The 17821-nt window shown below is 62.3% G+C and carries 12 protein-coding genes; 3 read left to right on the top strand and 9 right to left on the bottom strand.

From position 1 onward, the window contains the following. Nucleotides 1-88: 88 nt before the first annotated feature. Nucleotides 89-2566, top strand: coding sequence for a penicillin acylase family protein (locus tag ETW24_RS09230; protein WP_129370785.1), 2478 nt, complete (start codon nt 89-91; stop codon nt 2564-2566). Between the two features lie 61 nt (nt 2567-2627). Here the strand turns inward: ETW24_RS09230 and hflX are convergent, their stop codons facing one another. From hflX to trkA, 4 genes are all read right to left on the bottom strand, one after another. Beyond that, entirely contained in the window at nt 2628-3899 is a 1272-nt protein-coding gene (gene hflX, locus ETW24_RS09225) for a GTPase HflX (RefSeq protein ID WP_129370784.1), read from the bottom strand. Further along, nucleotides 3899-4138 carry an RNA chaperone Hfq gene (gene hfq / locus ETW24_RS09220; protein WP_005611588.1) on the bottom strand — a complete coding sequence of 80 codons (240 nt, stop codon included), beginning with the start codon at nt 4136-4138 and terminating at the stop codon, nt 3899-3901. The genes hflX and hfq overlap by 1 nt, the downstream gene beginning before the upstream one ends. A 120-nt stretch (nt 4139-4258) precedes the next feature. After that, complete coding sequence (locus ETW24_RS09215) at nt 4259-5794, bottom strand: TrkH family potassium uptake protein (RefSeq protein WP_129370783.1); 1536 nt, start codon at nt 5792-5794, stop codon at nt 4259-4261. A 1-nt stretch (nt 5795) separates the two neighbouring features. Further along, the gene (trkA, locus tag ETW24_RS09210) at nt 5796-7172 is read right to left on the bottom strand and encodes a Trk system potassium transporter TrkA (protein WP_129370782.1); all 1377 of its coding nucleotides are present in this window, start codon (nt 7170-7172) and stop codon (nt 5796-5798) included. A 134-nt stretch (nt 7173-7306) separates the two neighbouring features. Between trkA and ETW24_RS09205 the strand changes: the two genes are divergently transcribed. Together ETW24_RS09205 and ETW24_RS09195 are read left to right on the top strand one after the other, a co-directional pair. Further along, the gene (locus ETW24_RS09205; RefSeq protein WP_237454427.1) at nt 7307-7753 is read left to right on the top strand and encodes a hypothetical protein; all 447 of its coding nucleotides are present in this window, start codon (nt 7307-7309) and stop codon (nt 7751-7753) included. Nucleotides 7754-8165: 412 nt separating this feature from the next. Next, a complete protein-coding gene (locus ETW24_RS09195; RefSeq protein WP_129370780.1) occupies nt 8166-10499 on the top strand; it encodes a caspase family protein in 2334 nt (777 codons plus the stop codon). A gap of 55 nt (nt 10500-10554) precedes the next feature. Here ETW24_RS09195 and ntrX read toward each other — a convergent pair whose 3' ends face one another. The 5 genes from ntrX to dusB all read right to left on the bottom strand — a co-directional run bounded on the left by ntrX (nt 10555) and on the right by dusB (nt 17774). Then, nucleotides 10555-11964, bottom strand: coding sequence for a nitrogen assimilation response regulator NtrX (gene ntrX / locus ETW24_RS09190; protein WP_027258843.1), 1410 nt, complete (start codon nt 11962-11964; stop codon nt 10555-10557). After that, nucleotides 11961-14240, bottom strand: coding sequence for a sensor histidine kinase NtrY-like (locus ETW24_RS09185; protein ID WP_129370779.1), 2280 nt, complete (start codon nt 14238-14240; stop codon nt 11961-11963). The genes ntrX and ETW24_RS09185 overlap by 4 nt, the downstream gene beginning before the upstream one ends. A 100-nt stretch (nt 14241-14340) precedes the next feature. Continuing rightward, complete coding sequence (locus ETW24_RS09180; protein ID WP_129370778.1) at nt 14341-15708, bottom strand: response regulator; 1368 nt, start codon at nt 15706-15708, stop codon at nt 14341-14343. Between the two features lie 3 nt (nt 15709-15711). Then, nucleotides 15712-16791: a two-component system sensor histidine kinase NtrB gene (locus ETW24_RS09175; RefSeq protein WP_129370777.1), complete on the bottom strand. Its 1080-nt coding sequence runs from the start codon at nt 16789-16791 to the stop codon at nt 15712-15714. Continuing rightward, the gene (dusB, locus tag ETW24_RS09170) at nt 16788-17774 is read right to left on the bottom strand and encodes a tRNA dihydrouridine synthase DusB (protein WP_129370776.1); all 987 of its coding nucleotides are present in this window, start codon (nt 17772-17774) and stop codon (nt 16788-16790) included. The genes ETW24_RS09175 and dusB overlap by 4 nt, the downstream gene beginning before the upstream one ends. Nucleotides 17775-17821 lie beyond the last annotated feature (47 nt).

Genomic DNA, 17821 nt, shown 5'->3' with positions numbered 1-17821 from the left:
ATGTTGGCGCCAACCCTACCACCGCCGCCGCGGGGCGCAATCTGCCAAGCGGCTGGAAATGACAAAACCCAAGGGAAAACGACCGCTGATGGGACATCTTTTCCGCTGGCTTATGCGCATAGCTGCCGGCCTGATTCTGCTAAGTGTTCTGGCCGCATTGCTGGTCTATTACCTGGCTTCGCAGTCACTGCCCGAATACAACAAAGAGCTTTCCCTGCCCGGCCTCTCCTCGCCTGTCGAGATTGTCCGCGACAACGCCAATGTACCGCATATCTTCGGCAGTTTCGGCGCCAGCGACGAGGATGTCTACTTTGGCCTCGGCTATGCCCATGCCCAGGACCGCCTGTGGCAGATGGCAGTAATGCGGCGCACCGCCAAGGGCCGCCTGTCGGAAATCTTCGGCACCCGCACGGTTGAGACCGACACATATCTGCGCCGGCTGGATATCTACCGATTGGCGCAGCAATCCGCGGCGGTGCAGTCGCCCGAAGCGATGACCGCGCTCAAGGCCTATGCCGCCGGCGTCAACGCCCGCCTGCAGGAGATCAACGAAGATGCGCTTGGCCGCGGTGCGCCGGAGATGTTCCTGTTCAACATGCCGGTTGCGCCCTGGCAGCCCGCCGACAGCATCGCGATCATGAAGCTGATGGCGCTGCAGCTGTCCGGCCACATGAAGGAAGAGATCCTGCGCGCCCGGACTTCGCTGGCACTGGATGATGCGGCCAGGATCAAGGACATCCTGCCCGATGCACCGGGCAAAGGGCTGACTGCCCTGCCGGAGTATGCAGCGCTGGTTCCCGGCGTCCGGCAGTTCGCCACCGCCAAGCCCGCAGAGGCAGACAGCCTGCTGTTTCCGGTTGCTCCGCGCGGGCTGGCGGGGGCCTCCAACGCCTGGGCCGCCGCCCCGAGCCGTTCGGCGGCGGGCGGCACGCTATTGGCCAATGACCCGCACCTGGGTCTCAGCGCACCCGGCGTCTGGTATCTGGCACGGCTTGAACTGGGCACCGGCGGTGTGATCGGCGGCACCATCCCTGGCATCCCGGCAATAATCACGGGGCGCTCAGACGTGCTGGGATGGGGGGTGACCTCGTCTTATCTGGACGACCAGGACTTGTTTATTGAACGCCTCAACCCGGAAAATCCTCAGGAGTATCTGAGCGTTGAAGGGTATAAGGAATTCATCTCCCGCCCGTCGATCATCAAGATCAAGGACCAGGCGCCGGTTACTTTGACCCTGCGCTGGACAGACAACGGCCCGGTGCTGCCCGGTTCGATGTTCAAACTGGCCGGGATCACCCCGCCCGGCCATGTGGTGTCGCTCAGCTGGACTGTGCTCAGCCCCAAGGATACCTCAATGAGCGCTGCCATCGGCCTGATGCGCAGCACCACGGTCCAAGACGCAATCACAGCCGGAGAAGGCTTTGTCGCCCCTTCGCAAAACCTGACTCTGGCGGATAAGGACACAATTGCGCTCAAAACCGTCGGCGCCTTCCCGCTGCGCGATGCCGCACACCAAAGCAAGGGCCGGATGCCAAGCCAGGGCTGGCACCCGGAGAACCGCTGGCAAGGCCGCGCCCCATATGCGGAAAACCCTGAATTCACCAGCCCCGCAGGCGGCATCCTGGGCAATACCAACAACAAGATCCTGGACCGTCCCTTCCCGAACCACGTCTCCTTTGACTGGGGCGATACCCAGCGCATCCACCGCTGGGAAAAACTGATGCAGAACCGCGAAGTGCATACCCGCGACAGCTTTATCGAGGCGCAATTGGACACGGTCTCCTACACCGCCCGCACCCTCTTGCCGCTGATCGGAGCCGACCTGTGGTTCACCGGAGAGGCCGCCCCTGCCGGCACCCGCGAGCGCCAGCGCCAGATCGCCCTGACCCTGCTGTCGGAGTGGAACGGTGAAATGAACGAGCATCTGCCGGAACCGCTGATCTATGCCGCCTGGCTGCGCGCCCTGCAGGCCCGGCTGATCACCGATGAACTGGGTCCGGTGGCCAAGACCTTCCGCCATGTGGAACCGTTGTTCATCGAGCGGGTCTACCGCGATGTCGATGGTGCCGCCGTCTGGTGCGACGTGCGCCAAAGCGCTCCGGAAGAAAGCTGCACTGATATGGCCCGGCTGGCGCTGGATGATGCGCTGATCTGGATCGAAGAACGCTATGGCACCGCGCTGGAATCGCTGCGCTGGGGCGATGCGCATCAGGCCACGCAGGACCACCCGGTGCTGGGAGAAGTGCCGCTGCTGCGCTATTTCGTAAACATCCGCCAGTCCACCAGCGGCAGCGGCAACACCCTGCAGCGGGGCAAGAGTTCAGGTAAGGACCCGGATCCGTTCCAGAACACCCATTCTGCCGGCTACCGCGGGGTCTATGACTTTGCCGATCCCGACAGTTCCGTCTTTATCGTATCAACCGGCCAGTCCGGCCATCCGCTGTCGCGCTACTATGACGACATGGCCCAGCTCTGGCGGCGCGGTGAATATATCCCGATGTCACTGGACGAGGACCTGGCCCGCGCCGCAGCTGTCGGCATTACCCGGATCACCCCCCGCCAATAATAACGGGACAATAAAAAAGGGCGCTGCGGCGCCCTTTTCCTTTTACACTTGAAGCAAGGCTTCACAGCCTCTCGTACTTCGCCTTTTGCCGGTCGGTCCACAGCACGGTGATATCAAACCCGGCCTCGGTCTGTTCTTCGCTTTGAACCAGGTCTTCCTTGAACAGCCAGGCGCGCTGTTTGCCTTCGGCAAACGTGAGATTCAGCAGCTCCTCGTGCCGCACGCCCTGCAACTGCTCGGCGATATCTGCCATTAACCCGTCCAGCCCCTCGCCCGTCAGGGCCGAGATCGCATGGATGCCGTCCTCACGTTCCGCACGCTGACGGCGGGCTTCGGCGTCTTCCTCAGGCAGCTGGTCCAGCTTGTTCCAGACTTCGATCCGGGCGCGGTTTTCGTCCACCCCCAATGAGGTCAGGATGGCCTCGACGTCTTTGGCCTGCTGCTCGCTTTCATCATGGCTGATGTCGCGCACATGCAGGATCACATCCGCCGCCAGAACCTCTTCCAGCGTCGCCCGGAAAGATGCCACCAGTTCGGTCGGCAGATCCGAAATGAAGCCCACGGTGTCGGACAGGATCACCTCCGGCCCATCCGCAATCTGCACCCGGCGCATGGTCGGGTCCAAAGTGGCAAAGAGCATGTCTTTGGCCATCACCTCAGCCCCGGTCAGCCGGTTGAACAGGGTCGACTTGCCGGCGTTTGTATAGCCGACCAGCGCCACAATCGGATAGGGCACCTTGGCCCGCGAGGCGCGGTGCAGGCTCCGGGTCTTCACCACCTTGTCGAGCTGCCGGCGCAGCCGCACCAGTTGGTCGTCAATGGCGCGCCGGTCGGCCTCGATCTGGGTTTCGCCGGGTCCGCCGACAAATCCCAATCCGCCGCGCTGGCGCTCCAGGTGGGTCCAGGCCCGCACCAGCCGCGTCCGCTGATAGCTGAGCGCCGCCATCTCGACCTGCAGCACACCTTCGCGGGTGGCTGCACGGTCCGAGAATATCTCCAGGATCAGCCCGGTCCGGTCGAGGATCTTGACCTTCCAGGCTTTTTCCAAATTGCGCTGCTGCACCGGGGACACCGACCCGTCGATCAGGACCAGTTCCACCTCATTTGCTTTGAGGATGCCCGCCAGCTCTTCGATTTTGCCAGAGCCGAACAGCATCCCCGCATGCGCCTTGGGCAGGCGCACAACATTGGAGCCGATCACATCAAGATCGGGAAGGGCCGCTGCCAGCGCAACGGCCTCATCAAGCGCAGGTGCAGCCTGGCGGCGCCTGCTATCGGATTTGATTTCCGGATGCAGCACCCAGGCACGGGTGCGCGTCCTTTCATGCTCCATCAATTGGAGTCTTCACCCTCATAGAGACTGATCGGCTGGGCCGGCATGATGGTCGAAATCGCGTGTTTGTAGACCAGCTGCGACTGTCCGTCGCGGCGCAGCAGCACGCAGAAATTGTCGAACCAGGTGATCACACCCTGCAGCTTGACCCCGTTGATCAGAAAGATTGTAACCGGAACCTTGGTTTTGCGAACGTGATTCAGGAAGGCATCCTGAAGATTCTGTCTGTCCGAAGCCATTTTTTATTATCTCGCCTTTGTTCTTGCCGCGCGCTGCGGACCAGCACGCACATTAAATTCAGTATGGACGGAGAAAATGTAAGTTTCCACCAGAAAAACACTTTTCACCCTCAAGGGCGGTCAGCTGCGCCAAAGGTTGGGTGACAGCAGCGCGATGAAGGCCAGGGTCTCCAGCCGCCCGAGAACCATCGCAATGCACAGGATCAGTTTGGCAGGATCTGTCAGAAGGTTCAGTACAATCGGCGTACTGCTGGCCGTATCAGCCAGCGGGCCGGTTGTTGACAGCGCGGCAACCGCTAGCACCAGCGATTGTTCAAAATCCGTGCCGACTGCGGCCAGCGCAGTGCTGACCACAGCCAGCGACAGGGCAAACAGCATGAAGAACACCCAAGCCACAAACGCTCCGTTCTTCTGCAAGCGCTTGGCGCGGTTGCCTTCGCTGCTGACCGAGCTGGGATGCACCAGCCGCTCCATTTCGCGCAGACCATTCAAGTACAGCGCGTAGACCCGCAACAGCTTGACCCCGCCCGCAGTGGTCGCGACACCGCCGCCGAACACTGCCAGCCCCAGCAGGATCATGCCCGGTGTTTCCAGTCCCGACCAGGCCTGGGCGGCTTCCCAATGCGTACTTTCAAATCCGGTGGTCGACAGGAATGACAGCACTGTAAACAAGGTGCCCCAAAGCGCGTGCAGGGCTTGCGGCAGATCTTCACCGGCATCCACTTCATAGGCGGCCAACCAGTGGCGCAGGAACAGCAGCAGCGGCACCCCGAAAACGATCAGCAGCCCGGTGCGGAATTCCGGATCCTTGTCCAGCCGCCCCTGCCCCGCGGTGACCGTGTCGCTGGAAAAAGTCAGCCGCGACAGCGCAAAGAACATGAACAGGAACATCACCATCTCGCCCGCCAGGCCGCTGGCGGCATTTTCCACCCCGCCGATGGCCGATATGCCCGAGGTCGCCATCACCGACATCGCATGGCTTAGACCTGCCAAGGCCTGTTCGCCTGTGATCATCAGCAACAGCCATAGCACAAGGGTCAGCCCGGCATAAACCGGCGCCAGGGTACGCGTCACCAGCACCAGCTGTCGGCGGGGATCTGCCCTCTCCATATGCAGAGGGGCGGCCGTGCCGCCGCCAGGCTCGCCTTTGGCAGTGACCTCAAACCCGCCCAGGGACATCGGCGCCAGCACCGCCGAGGCGGCCACCCACATCAACAGACCGCCCAGCCAACCGACAATCGCCCGCCACAGATGCACGCTGGGCGGCAGCCGGTCCGGATCTCCCCAGACATCGGCGCCGGTGGTGGTGATGGCGCTGACCATATCGAAATAGGCATTCAGATACCGGGTGCTGACCAGCGCATCCTGAACCGGCACCGCCAGGAACAGCGGCAGTACGGTGAACGTCGCCAGCAGCGACAGCAATTGCCCCGGCATCCCGTAGCGCGGCACCCGGTTGCCCATCGACAGGCCGATCAGCACCACAAGGATCAGCCCGGCAACGCCGGCATAGAAAAAACTGCGCGAGGTGTGATGATCGTCCAGCACCAGCGCATGCACAGCAGGCAGCCACATCGCCAGCGAGGCAATGCCCCAGATCAGCAGGAACAGCGGCAGGCGCAGCACGCCAATGGGAGCTTTGACCGGGCGGCGCATCCTAGAAATAGTCGATCGAAACCTGCAGCAGGCGCTCGACCTCAGGCACGTCCGCCGCCATGGCGAACAGCGCGATCACATCGCCCGCCTCGATCCGCATCTGACCGGAAGGGCGCAGCATCTCGCCGTTCTTCAGAACGCCGCCGACCAGAACGCCTTCGGGGAAATCCGTCTCGCGGATCATCTGGCCGGCAATCGGCGAGGTCGACAAAACCTCGGCCTCGATCATTTCAGCCTCGGCATCCCCCAATGAGTAGACCTGCCGCACCCGGCCATAGCGGATGTGGCGCAGGATCGAGCTGACGGTGGTGGAGCGCGGGTTGATATAGGCGTCGATGCCCAGATGCGGCAGCAGCGGCACCAGGGTCGGGTCATTGATCAGCGCAATGGCCAGCGGGCAGCCTTCAACCTTGGCGCGCACCGCGGCCAGAATGTTGGTCTTGTCGTCATCGGTCACCGCCAGCATCGCATCCGCTTTGTCGATGCCCGCCTCGATCATCAGCGCCCGGTCCAGACCGTCGCCGTTCAGCACAATCGTGCGTTCCAGCGTTTCCGCCGCCCGTTCAGCACAGGTACGGTCGCGTTCGATCATCTTGGCCCGGATCCGTGTTGTGCTTGCCTCCAGCGCCTTGGCCACTTCCAGGCCGACGTTGCCGCCGCCGACCACAACCACCCGGTCCTGGCGTGTTTCCTGCTTGCCGAACACTTCGATGGTGCGGGGCACATCATCGGCGTGGCTGAACACATAGCAGCTGTCGCCGACAAACAGCTGGTCGCCCGGTTCCGGCGCAAACAACGTGCCGTCGCGCCGCACCCCGACCACAATCGCGCGCAGCGTCGAAAACAATTCGGTCAGCTGCCGCAGCGGTGTATTCACCACCGGGCAATCGGCGTCGATCTGGATCCCCAGAAGCTGCGCCTTGCCGCCCATGAAGGTCTCGGTGTCAAACGCTGCCGGCGCCGACAGCCGCTGCATCGCTGCTGCCGCCACTTCCCGCTCGGGGCTGATCACCACGTCGATCGGCAAATGCTCGCGCTGATAAAGGTCGGAATAGATTGCGGTCAGATAGCTTTTGGCCCGCAGGCGGGCAATCTTGCGCTGAACCTTGAAGACTGAATGCGCCACCTGGCAGGTCACCATGTTGACCTCGTCAGAATGGGTGGCCGCAATGATCATGTCGGCATCCCGCGCCCCGGCCCGGTCCAGCACATCCGGATAGGAGGCAAAACCATGGATCCCCTGCACGTCCAGCGTATCGGTTGCCCGCCGCACCAGTTCCGGGTTGTTGTCGACAACCGTCACATCGTTGTGCTCGCCGGACAGGTGCCGGGCGATCTGCCAGCCAACCTGGCCCGCGCCGCAGATAATGACCTTCATTTGCGTGTCCCTTGGCGGAATTTCGGGCGGAGTTTCGCCCGATGTGAATGACAGAAGCCGCTTTCACGGTCAATTTAATTGTAACTTGCTCTGATTGCAGTCATTCTTTGCGTATGTGCAAGGATCGAACGATCATGGCGGCCTTGGTCCTGCTGCTTGGCACGGCGGCCTGCGGACCGCTTCCTGTTTATTACAGGCAGGGGGCAGAAGTCTCGCGCCTGCAAAGTGATGAGCTTGGCTGTGCGGCACAATCGCTGCGGGATGCGCCCGTCGCCAATGAAATCCGCCAGCATCCCCCGGTTTTCCACCCCGGCCGCAAAGTCTGTTCCGGCGGCAGCTGTTATTACCGGCCCGGTTACTGGGTGAACGGTGGCATCTACACGGTGGATGTGAACAGACCCCTGCGCCTGCGGCTGGAGAAATCCTGCATGGCATCCAAGGGCTACCAGCAGATCGCGCTGAAACGCTGCACCCGGCGCAACCCCGCCGCCGTAGCCGGACCGCAGCTGGCCCCGCTGAGCGAAGCATCCTGCGCGCAGCGCAACAAGGATGGCAGCGTCAGCATCCGCACCGGCGGCTAGGCGCACTCCCTTGCCGAAAATGCGCGGCAGGCTAACTTTGAATTGCGCCACCGGTTCAAGTAAGCTGGCGCCGGATTGTTTGTTGACCAGTATTTCATAAAGAAAGGTACCCGATGCGGATACATTTCCTGTTTGCCGCGCTGCCTCTTGCAGCTGTGACAGCCGCCTGCGAACCCGTGGCACCGATTGCCCCGCCACCGGCGGCAGCCCCAGCGCCGGCATCTGCAACATACAGCGCGCCAGCAACGCGGCCGGCACCTGCAGCGGCTCCCAGGGCACCGGTCATCCCGGCAGAAGAAGCGCCTGAACCTGCCTATCAAGGCGGCGGTGGCGGAGGTTCCGGCGGCGGCGGCGGTGGTTCCGGCGGTGGCGGTGGCGGCGGCGGAGGCTGGGGTTAAACCCGGATGCTGCCATGATCCCCCATCATTCCAGAATCCCCTCCCTTGCAGCAGCCCTTTTGACCGGCACAGCGCTGCTGCCGGCAACGGCCGCCCAAGCGGCATATGAAACCAGCGAACGGGGCAATGCCCCGGAAACCGCCATCGTTGTCGGCATTCAGGACTATGACCACGTCACTGACCTGACCAACACCCGCCAGGATGCCAAGGCCATGGCTGAAATGCTCAGCTCCTTCGGCTATACGGTTTACGAAGGCTATGACCTGGACAAGCGCGGGTTTGAAGCGCTGCTGCGCCAGGCCGCTCTTAATATCCGCGACGGCAGCCAGGTGTTCTTCTACTATGCAGGCCACGGTATTCAGCTGGGGCGGCGCAATTACCTGCTGACCAGTGACGCGGAACTTACTGGCATTCACGATCTGCCTTTCCAGTCAGTCACCCTTGACCGCGTCTCTGCCATTCTCGGCGGCAAGGCAGGCAGCCAGATCCTGATGCTGGATTCCTGCCGCGACAATCCCGTGCCGGATGCCAAGCTCAACGCTGAGGTCGGCGCCCAGCTTTACGAAGCGCGCGAGGGATTTGACGTGTTCCGCCCGCCGCTCAACACGCTGGTGGCGTTTTCAACGTCTCCCGGCGCCACGGCGCTGGATGGCGAGCCTGGCGGCAACAGCCCTTACACCGCCTCGGTCGTGCGTCATTTTCCGGACCGGCCTGACGAAGATGCAATGACTGTCCTTTCGGCAATTCGCGGCGACGTTTATGCGGCGACCGGCAACACTCAGGTGCCATGGGAAAGCTCGACGCTGATGCAGAAGGTCTATCTGCGCCCGGCAGAGCGGTCATTGAACATTGCCAAGGCTGAAGCCGAAACCGAAGCGGCCGGCCTTGACCGGATGCCCGCCGTGCTGTCGGTGAAAATCCCGTTGGGCCGCGCGCTGGAACTGGCGCCGGAGATCAGCCCTTATGTCAGTGCAGGCACAACGGTTTCAATTATTGAATCGCCCTCTTCCGGCGTGACGTCGCTGCAAACCGGGGACAGCAGCGGTCTCAGCCTCAGCTATGCGCCGAAACTGACCGAGCTTCCTGCCCGCAAGGATGGCGGACAGGTCCGCAAGGACCGGATGGTGCTGCGCCTGGCCCAGGCCGGCGCGGTGCGGGACGTGACCGTGAACCTGGAAATGATCGCCCGGCAATGCGACCTGGAAGCCGGTGATCTGCTGGATCTGCAGGGGGTTGGCCTTTACCGTTACCCCAATGAAATCAACCTTAAGGATGCCGAGGCTGCCTGCCGCGATGCTGTCGGGGCCGCGCCGGATATCGGCCGCCTGCACTATCAGCTGGGCCGCGCGCTGCAGGGTCAGGGCCGCTTGATCGAAGCCTATGAAGCTTTTGAAAAAGCCGCAGAATTGGACCACGTCCGCGCCTATAACGCCGTCGCATATCTGCATGTCACCCCGAATGTCGACCGCGAAACAGTGCCCATCCCCTACAACCCGGACAAGGCCTTTGCCCTGTGGGACAAGGGGATTGAGGCAGGCGACCCCTTCTCGATGCACGCCAGAGGCAAGCGGCTTTTGCGAAAAAGCAGCACCCCGGAGGAAAAGCGGCGCGGTTTTGACCTGCTGAGCCGCGCAGTGGAGCTGGGCCATACCTATTCGATGAACGAACTTGGGGTTTTCTTTCTATGGAGCGGCGATGAGCTGGCGCAGCCGGAGCGCGGCTTCTCCTACCTGCAGGCCTCTGCCGGACGCGGCGATATCTATGGCACCGCCAACCTTGGCTATGTCTACCGCGACGGCGGCGCGGGCCAGGCGGTGGACAAGGAAAAAGCGCGCGCGCTGTTTGCCGAGGCCGCACAGCTTGGCCATCCCCATGCCCCGGCTGAGATCGGCCGGATGATCATGGGCGGCGACTTGCCCGGCAGCGACGCAGCTGAAGCACTGGAATGGTATGACATGGGGCTGTCGCGCGGCGACGCCTGGGGTGGTTCGAACGGCGCTTGGGTAGCCCTTAACAGGCTGCCGGACCGGATCCCCGCCCATGCTGCTGCTGCGCGGGCAGGCAAGGCGATGGCTTTGAACGATCCCGATGCACGCGCCGCAGCGCGGGAATTGCTGACCGGCATGGCTGAAACAGACGTTGCCGCAGGCACCCAGTACATCCTGCGCCAGCTGGGGGCCGGAATTGCCATCGACGGCCAGTTCGGCCCGTCATCCCGCAAGCAACTGGGCAATTGGGCGCGCAAGGCAGGTCTGCCCGCAACCGTTCCCGGCGATGCCATCAGCCAGCTGCGACTGGCCTCGCAGATCCATTTTGCGCTGAACCCGATCCGCCAGGACCTGTTCTGACCCTATGATGCAGCACCGCCTGCGCCCGGTGGTGCCGGGCGCAATGGCGGCCTAATCAGGCCTGCTCTTCCTCGGCCTCCACATGCGCCACCCGGGCGCCTGCCTTGTTGGAGGTCACCACCCCCAGCGACTTCAGCTTGCGGTGCAGCGCAGACCGCTCCATGCCGACAAACGACGCCGTGCGGCTGATGTTGCCGCCAAAGCGATTGATCTGGGTCAGCAGGTATTCGCGCTCAAACGCCTCCCGCGCCTCGCGCAGCGGCAATGTCGCCAGCGCGCCGGACAGGACCACCCGGCCCTCCTCCTGCGGCTTGTCTTCTTCGCGCGGCAAATCCTTGGCCTCGATCGGGCCGCTGCCATCGCCAAGGATCAGCACCCGCTCCACCAGATTCTTAAGCTGGCGCACGTTGCCCGGCCATAGCATGGTCTGCATCAACGCCACCGCCTCTTCGGTCAGCACCCGCAGCGGCAGCCCCTGGGCTTCGTTGAACTGGGCAATGAAATGACCGGCCAGCAGCGGAATATCCTCGCGCCGGTCCGCCAGCGACGGCACCGCAACCGGCACCACATTCAGCCGGTGATACAGCTCTTGCCGGAACCCGCCTGCTTCGATTTCTGCATCCAGGTCTTTGTTGGTGGCGGAAACCACCCGCAGATCGACACGGATTTTGTCCGAACCGCCAACCCGCTGGAACTGCTGATCCACCAGCACCCGCAAAATCTTGGACTGGGTTCCCAGCGGCATATCGGCAACTTCATCAAAGAACACCACACCGCCATGCGCCTGTTCCAGCAAGCCGGGTTCCACCCCGCGCTCCGAGGATTCGCGGCCGAACAGAACCTCTTCCATCCGGTCGGGTTCGATACTGGCACAGTTGACGGTGATGAATGGCGCGGACGCCCGGTTTGAATTGGCATGGATATAGCGCGCAGCAATCTCTTTGCCGCTGCCGGCCGGTCCGGTCAGCATTACCCTGCCGTTCGACTTGGTCACCTTGTCCAGCTGGCTGATCAACGTCCGGAACGACGCAGAGGTGCCGATCATTTCCGCCGGGCCTGTATCCCTGCGCTTGAGATCCGAATTTTCCCGGCGCAGGCGCGAGGTTTCCATCGCGCGGCGGATCACCACCATCAGCTGGTCGATATTGAAGGGCTTCTCGATGAAATCATAGGCCCCCTGCTTGATCGCTGCGACAGCGATTTCGATGTTGCCGTGTCCGGAAATGATCACCACCGGAACTTCCGGATTGTCGCGCTTAACCGCCTTCAGAATATCGATGCCGTCCATCTGGCTGTCTTTCAGCCAGATATCCAGGATCATCAGCGCCGGTTCGGCGTCTTCCAGACGGGCCATGCATTCGTCGGAATTGGCAGCCTTTCGGGTGGCATAGCCTTCATCCTCAAGAATATCCGAGACCAGTTCCCGGATGTCGCGCTCGTCATCTACAATCAGAATGTCACTCATGTCAGACCTGCTTTCACTGTGCTCTTGTTTGGCGCCGCTGCCCGGTTTGCGGCGGGCAGACGGATTACCGCCATCGCGCCGTAATGCGCGTGTCCCTCGAATACCGGGGCATCTTCCAGCGTCAGCGTGCCCCCGTGCTCTTCGATGATTTTTTTAACGATCGGCAGCCCCAGCCCGGTGCCCGCATCCCGCGTGGTCACATAAGGCTCAAACAGCCGTGCCCGGTCTTCGGGCAAGCCGATGCCGTTGTCGGCGATACGGACTTCATAGAAATTGCCTGCCTTGACTGCTGCCACCCGGATTTCCGGCACCAGCCCCTGCGGATTTTCCTTTAATTGCAGGCTTTCAATGGCTTCACCTGCGTTTTTGATCAGATTGGTCAAGGCCTGGCCAATCATTGTGGCATCCAGATCCGAGGGCATGGCTGTCTCGGACAGCTCCGCCTTGATCCGGACACCGGGCTGGCCCTGCTGCTGCAGGATTACCGCGTCCCGCAGCAGTTTGACCAGATCCTCTTCGCGCCGCTCCGGTTCCGGCATGCGGGCGAATTTCGAGAATTCATCGACGATCCTGCGCAGATCATTGGTCTGGCGCACGATCACATCGGTCATGGATTGCAGCTGATCGCTGTTCTCCTCGCCCAGTTTGGGCGCGAATTTGCGTTTGATCCGCTCCGCGCTCAGCTGGATCGGGGTCAGCGGGTTCTTGATCTCATGGGCAATCCGGCGCGCCACATCGCCCCAGGCCGCCATCCGCTGGGCGCTGACAAGATCGGTCACATCATCAAACGCCACCACATAACCTTCCAGCCGGCCCTGTTCCGACCGGCGCGGCGACATCCGCACCAGCAGGTTTTCCAGCCGGCCCTGACGCGTGACTTTGATTTCCTCCTGCACAACCTCGGCGCTGGTTTCGATCAATTCCACAAACAGCGGCCCGAACTCCGGCACTGCAACGGACAAGGCCAGGGATTGCTGATCCTCCTGCCAGTCCAGCAGCCGCTCAGCCGAGCGGTTTACAAATGTGACACGCCCGTCGGCATCCAGCCCGGCAACCCCGGACGTCACCGATGACAGCACCGAATCAAACAGGCGGCGGCGGCGTTCAATCTGGCGGGTGTTGTCCACAAGGCGCCCGTGCTGCGCCTTAAGTTCGCGCGTCATCTGATTGAAATACTGACCCAATTGGGAAATTTCATCGCCACCGTCGTCAATCGGCACCTGCACGTCCAAATTGCCGGAGCCAACCCGTTGCGCCGCCACCGTCAGCCGTCCGACCGGACGCGACAGCCGCTCGGCAAACCACATTCCCAACCACATCGCCGCCAGGATCAGAATCACTGCAAAACCGATATAGAGCAGCGCAAATTCAAACAGCACCCTGCCGCGCTCGCTTTCCAGCTGCTGATACAGATGGGCTGTTTCCTGGGTGTCGTCCAGAAGGTTCAGAAGCTCGCCGTCCACATCGCGGCTGATGTACAGGAACCGGTCGACAAACGCCTCCAGCCGCACCAGCGCGCGGAATTCACTGTTGTTCCAATCCTCAATCAGCAGAAACCCGTCCGCACGGGCGGCACCGATCTGGCGGTTGTTCGGCTTCTCGAAATCGAACTCGTAAGACCGCTCGCCGCGCGCCCGGATCAGGCCGGCGCTGTCGACGATATATGCCTCGCGCAGCCCGCGCTGAATCTGCAGCTGGCCTTGCGACAGCACCAGACGAAGCTCAGCATCATTGATGAAGAAACTGCGCGAACGGCTGTTGTCCAGGTAACGCGCCAGCGCCCGGGCATCTTCGCTCAGGTCATTTTTCTGCTGCGTCTGATAGGCGTCCGCCGCTGCCAGAGAGCTGCCGATCACCTGCCGCACCCGCTGCGAAAACCAGCCCTCCAGCCCGACATTCACCGTCAACACGGCGAACACGGCCACGATGACTGTGGGGATCAGTGCCAAAAATCCAAAAGCGCCGATCAGCCTCAGATGCAGGCGGGATCCCGCTGACTTGGAGCGCCGCGCGGCAAACAGGCGGACAATCTGGGCCATCACCAGCGCGGCGATGGTCAGGATATAGACCAAATCCGCCAACAGAATGAGCCGCAGCGACCGGGACGACGCGCCCTGCCCCAGCGGACCGATGATAAGGAATGTCGCCAGTGCCAGAGCCGGCCCCAGCACCACCAGCCCGATAGTGCCGATATTGCGGGCCCGGCGGGTTCTCCGCCACCGGTCCAAGGCCGCAAAAGGCCCGTATGCTGCCCTCAGATGTGACTTATGCGCCACTGACTGCCCTCATCCTGATGTGCGACTCTTTGCGAGTCACCGCCATATCTCGTGGCCCTGCCTAGGAAAATCACAACAAGGCCACATTTCTGTGGCGATATTACATCAGTTTGCGGCGGCGTGTCACCTCAATATCCAGATCAGTGATCTTCTTTCGCAAAGTATTCCGGTTGATCCCCAGCAATTCAGCGCATTTCGCCTGGTTGCCGCCGGTCGCCGTCAGCGAGATTTCGATCAGCGGCGTCTCTACTTCGCGCAGCAACCGCATATAGAGGCCCGGCGGCGGCAGCAAGTCGCCATGCAAATCGAAATAGCGCTGCAGATGGCGGGCCACGGACTCAGAGAGTTTTTCATTGGCAAGACCTGCCACCGCAGGCTCCGGCCCGCTTTGCGGCCCCAGCACAGCGGCCGCATCGGACTGGCTGATTTCCTCATTTCGGGCCGTCAGCGCCAGCCGCCGGACGGTGTTTTCCAGCTGGCGGACGTTGCCGGGCCAACCGAAATGGCGCAGCGCTTCGCGCGCGCCCTCGCTCAGCTCGCGGTGCGGCGCGCCTTCGTTCTCGGCCCGGATCAGGAAATGCTCGGCCAGCAGCGGAATATCCTCCACCCGTTCCCGCAGCGCCGGCACTTGCAGCGCGGTGCCGCAGATCCGGTAGTAGAGATCCTGGCGCAGCTCCCCGGCTTCCATCGCCGCCGCCAGGTCTTTCTGACTGGAGGCGATGAACCGCGGTGCGTGGTCGCCCGGAGTGTCCATCATCCGCACCAGCCGAGCCTGCGCTTCTTCCGGCAGGTCCGCCAATTCGTCAATCACCAGCGAGCCGCCCTTGGCCTGGGCCAGCAACCGCGCCGGGCCTTCCAGGTCGATCAATGCCGCGGCATCAGCGTGGATAAAGGGCAAGGTCCGCCGATCTGAAAAGTCATGAATAGCCTGCGCAATCAGAGACTTACCCGTGCCGCTTTCCCCAGTGATCAACAACGGCAGTTCCGTGTTCATCACCCGCGCTATCAGCCGGTACAGCGCCTGCATCACCTCGCTGCGGCCAATCAGCGGCAGTTCTTCCGGCTGATCCGGCGCTTCGGTCTTTGCGGCTGCAGGCGCCACCCGCTTGGCCGCCAATGCTTTGGCCGTGCGCTTCATCAGCTCGGGCAGGTCAAAAGGTTTCGGCAGATAGTCGTAGGCTTCCGCTTCCTCTGCCTTGATCGCCGTCATGATGGTATTCTGCGCCGAAATCACGATCACCGGCAGCCCGGGCCGGTCGGCCTGGATCTTGGGCAGCATCTCCAGCCCGTTTCCGTCCGGCATCATCACGTCTGAAATGACGGCATCGCCTTTCCCCTCGGCCACCCAGCGCATCAGTGTGGTCAGCGAAGAGGTCGCATGCACTTTGCAGCCCGCGCGCGTCAGCGCCTGGGTCAGTACGGTGCGGATGGTGCGGTCGTCATCTGCGACCAGAACGGTGCCGTCCATGGATCAGCTCTCCTGCGGTTTTGCGTCACGCGGCACGCGCGACAGCGACAGCCGGAACAGCGTGCGCCCGGGAACCGAGCTTACGGATATCCAGCCATTATGCTCCGAGAGGATCTTGCTCACCAATGCAAGCCCCAGCCCGGTGCCATTCTCCCGGCCCGATACAAACGGGTCGAATATGTCATCCTTGATCTTCTCCGGCAGCCCCGGCCCGTCGTCGCAGATTTCAATTTGCAGCGGCAGAAGCTTACCTGTTCCATCACTGCGGCGCAGCCGGAAGGAATGCTCATAAAAAGTACGGATGGAAATATTTCCACCCTTATTATCAGCCGCTTCCGATGCATTCTTAAGAAGGTTCAGCACCACCTGCAGCAGCTGATCCGCATCCCCCCAGGCCATCGGCAGCGAGGGATCATAGTTTTCCGTTATAGTCATGCGGGCCCCAAACCCCAGCAGCGCCGAGCGCCGCGCCCGGTCCAGAACATCATGCAGATTCACAGGTTTGAAGGCCGGCCCGGTCAGGTTTCCGAACTGCTCCACCTGATCCAGAAGCTTCACGATCCGGCGGCTTTCGCTGACGATCAGTTCAGTCAGTTCCAAGTCTTCGGACCTCAGGTTCATACTCAATAGCTGGGCCGCGCCGGTGATCCCCGCCAACGGGTTCTTGATCTCATGCGCCAGCATCTCCGCCATGCCAATGGCCGAGGCGGCGGCAGATTTCGCCGAATGAGTCTGGGTCATCCGCCCGGCAAGTTCGCGCGGGGTGACCATCAGCAGCATCACACCCTCCTGCCCCTGCAAAGGGGCGATCTGCACCCCGCATTGCAGCGGCGCCCGGCTGCCCGAACCGACATCTATGTCATTCACGAACAGCGGCGTGCCCTGAACACGGGCGCGGGCAAAGGCTTCTTCAATCGGCGCGTCAATGGCCAGCGTGTCCCAAACGGGCTGCCCCACCAGCGCCTTGCGCGAGGTATTCAGAAATCCCTCACCCGCCGCATTCACATCGGCGATCCTGTCCCGGGAATCGATCAGGAACGCGGGCACTGGCAGAGAGGCCCAGAGGGCGGCACTGTCCATCATGCAGCGGCCTCCGCATCTTGCGCGCTCAGCGCCTCCGGCAGCAGGGCCAGGACCTCTGCCGGGTCTTTTTGCGTCAGCACCGCCCGGCGCATCGCGGGGCCGGTCCCGGACTCATCCATGTACCAGCCCAGATGCTTGCGCGCGACGCGCACGCCCAGGTCCTGCCCGTAAAACTCCAACATCGCCTTGTAATGCTCTGAAACCATAAGGATCAACGCATCACCTTCCGGCACATTCGGTGCCGGCGCACCCCATAGCTCATGGGCCACCTGAGCAAGCAGCCAGGGCTTGCCTTCGGCGCCGCGCCCGATCATCACACCGTCCGCACCCGAAAGCTCCAGCGCCTGCCGCGCAGTTGCCGTATCTACAATATCGCCATTGGCCAGCAGCGGCACTGTCACAGCGTCCTTCACCGTCCGGATCGCCGGCCAATCGGCCGAACCCTTGTAGAACTGGCAGCGGGTGCGGCCATGAATCGTAATCATCTGCACGCCGGCATCGCAGGCCCGCCGCCCCACGTCCGGCGCGTTCAGGCAGTTGTCATCCCAGCCCAGCCGGGTCTTTAGCGTCACCGGCACATCCACCGCACCGACCACCGCCTCGATCAGCCGCAGCGCGTGATCCGGCGTCTTCAGCAGGGCTGAGCCTGAATAACCATTGGTCACCTTCTTGGCCGGGCAGCCCATGTTGATGTCAATGATCCGCGCGCCCTGCCCGACGACGTGTTTCGCGGCCTCGGAAATCCAGTATTCATCCCGTCCGGCCAGCTGCACCGCAGTGTTCTCCACATCTGCGCTCAGCTCCGCCCGTTCGCGCACGCCAGGCTTGGCCTGTACCATCTCCTGGCTTGCCACCATCTCACTCACCATCAGCCCCGCCCCGAAAGAGCGGACCAGATCCCGGAACGGACGGTCGGTGATTCCAGCCATCGGCGCCAGCGCGATCGGCGGAGACATGGAGGTGGTTCCAAGCGTGAAGGACAACTGCCTAATCCTTGTGCAACTGAAAGGTTTTTACCCGAAGCCTTTGC

Origin of the sequence: Leisingera sp. NJS204, assembly GCF_004123675.1 — a bacterium.
Lineage (GTDB): Bacteria > Pseudomonadota > Alphaproteobacteria > Rhodobacterales > Rhodobacteraceae > Leisingera.
This window is presented reverse-complemented; position numbering and strand designations above follow the sequence as displayed.

What these genes read in the sequence shown, in the direction of transcription:
- hfq (WP_005611588.1), bottom strand. Translation starts at nt 4,138, where the DNA reads ATGGCTTCGGACAGACAGAATCTTCAGGATGCCTTCCTGAATCACGTT.
- ETW24_RS09205 (WP_237454427.1), top strand. Translation starts at nt 7,307, where the DNA reads ATGGCGGCCTTGGTCCTGCTGCTTGGCACGGCGGCCTGCGGACCGCTT.
- ETW24_RS09180 (WP_129370778.1), bottom strand. Translation starts at nt 15,708, where the DNA reads ATGGACGGCACCGTTCTGGTCGCAGATGACGACCGCACCATCCGCACC.
- ETW24_RS09215 (WP_129370783.1), bottom strand. Translation starts at nt 5,794, where the DNA reads ATGCGCCGCCCGGTCAAAGCTCCCATTGGCGTGCTGCGCCTGCCGCTG.
- ETW24_RS09230 (WP_129370785.1), top strand. Translation starts at nt 89, where the DNA reads ATGGGACATCTTTTCCGCTGGCTTATGCGCATAGCTGCCGGCCTGATT.
- ntrX (WP_027258843.1), bottom strand. Translation starts at nt 11,964, where the DNA reads ATGAGTGACATTCTGATTGTAGATGACGAGCGCGACATCCGGGAACTG.
- ETW24_RS09175 (WP_129370777.1), bottom strand. Translation starts at nt 16,791, where the DNA reads ATGATGGACAGTGCCGCCCTCTGGGCCTCTCTGCCAGTGCCCGCGTTC.
- hflX (WP_129370784.1), bottom strand. Translation starts at nt 3,899, where the DNA reads ATGGAGCATGAAAGGACGCGCACCCGTGCCTGGGTGCTGCATCCGGAA.
- trkA (WP_129370782.1), bottom strand. Translation starts at nt 7,172, where the DNA reads ATGAAGGTCATTATCTGCGGCGCGGGCCAGGTTGGCTGGCAGATCGCC.
- ETW24_RS09195 (WP_129370780.1), top strand. Translation starts at nt 8,166, where the DNA reads ATGATCCCCCATCATTCCAGAATCCCCTCCCTTGCAGCAGCCCTTTTG.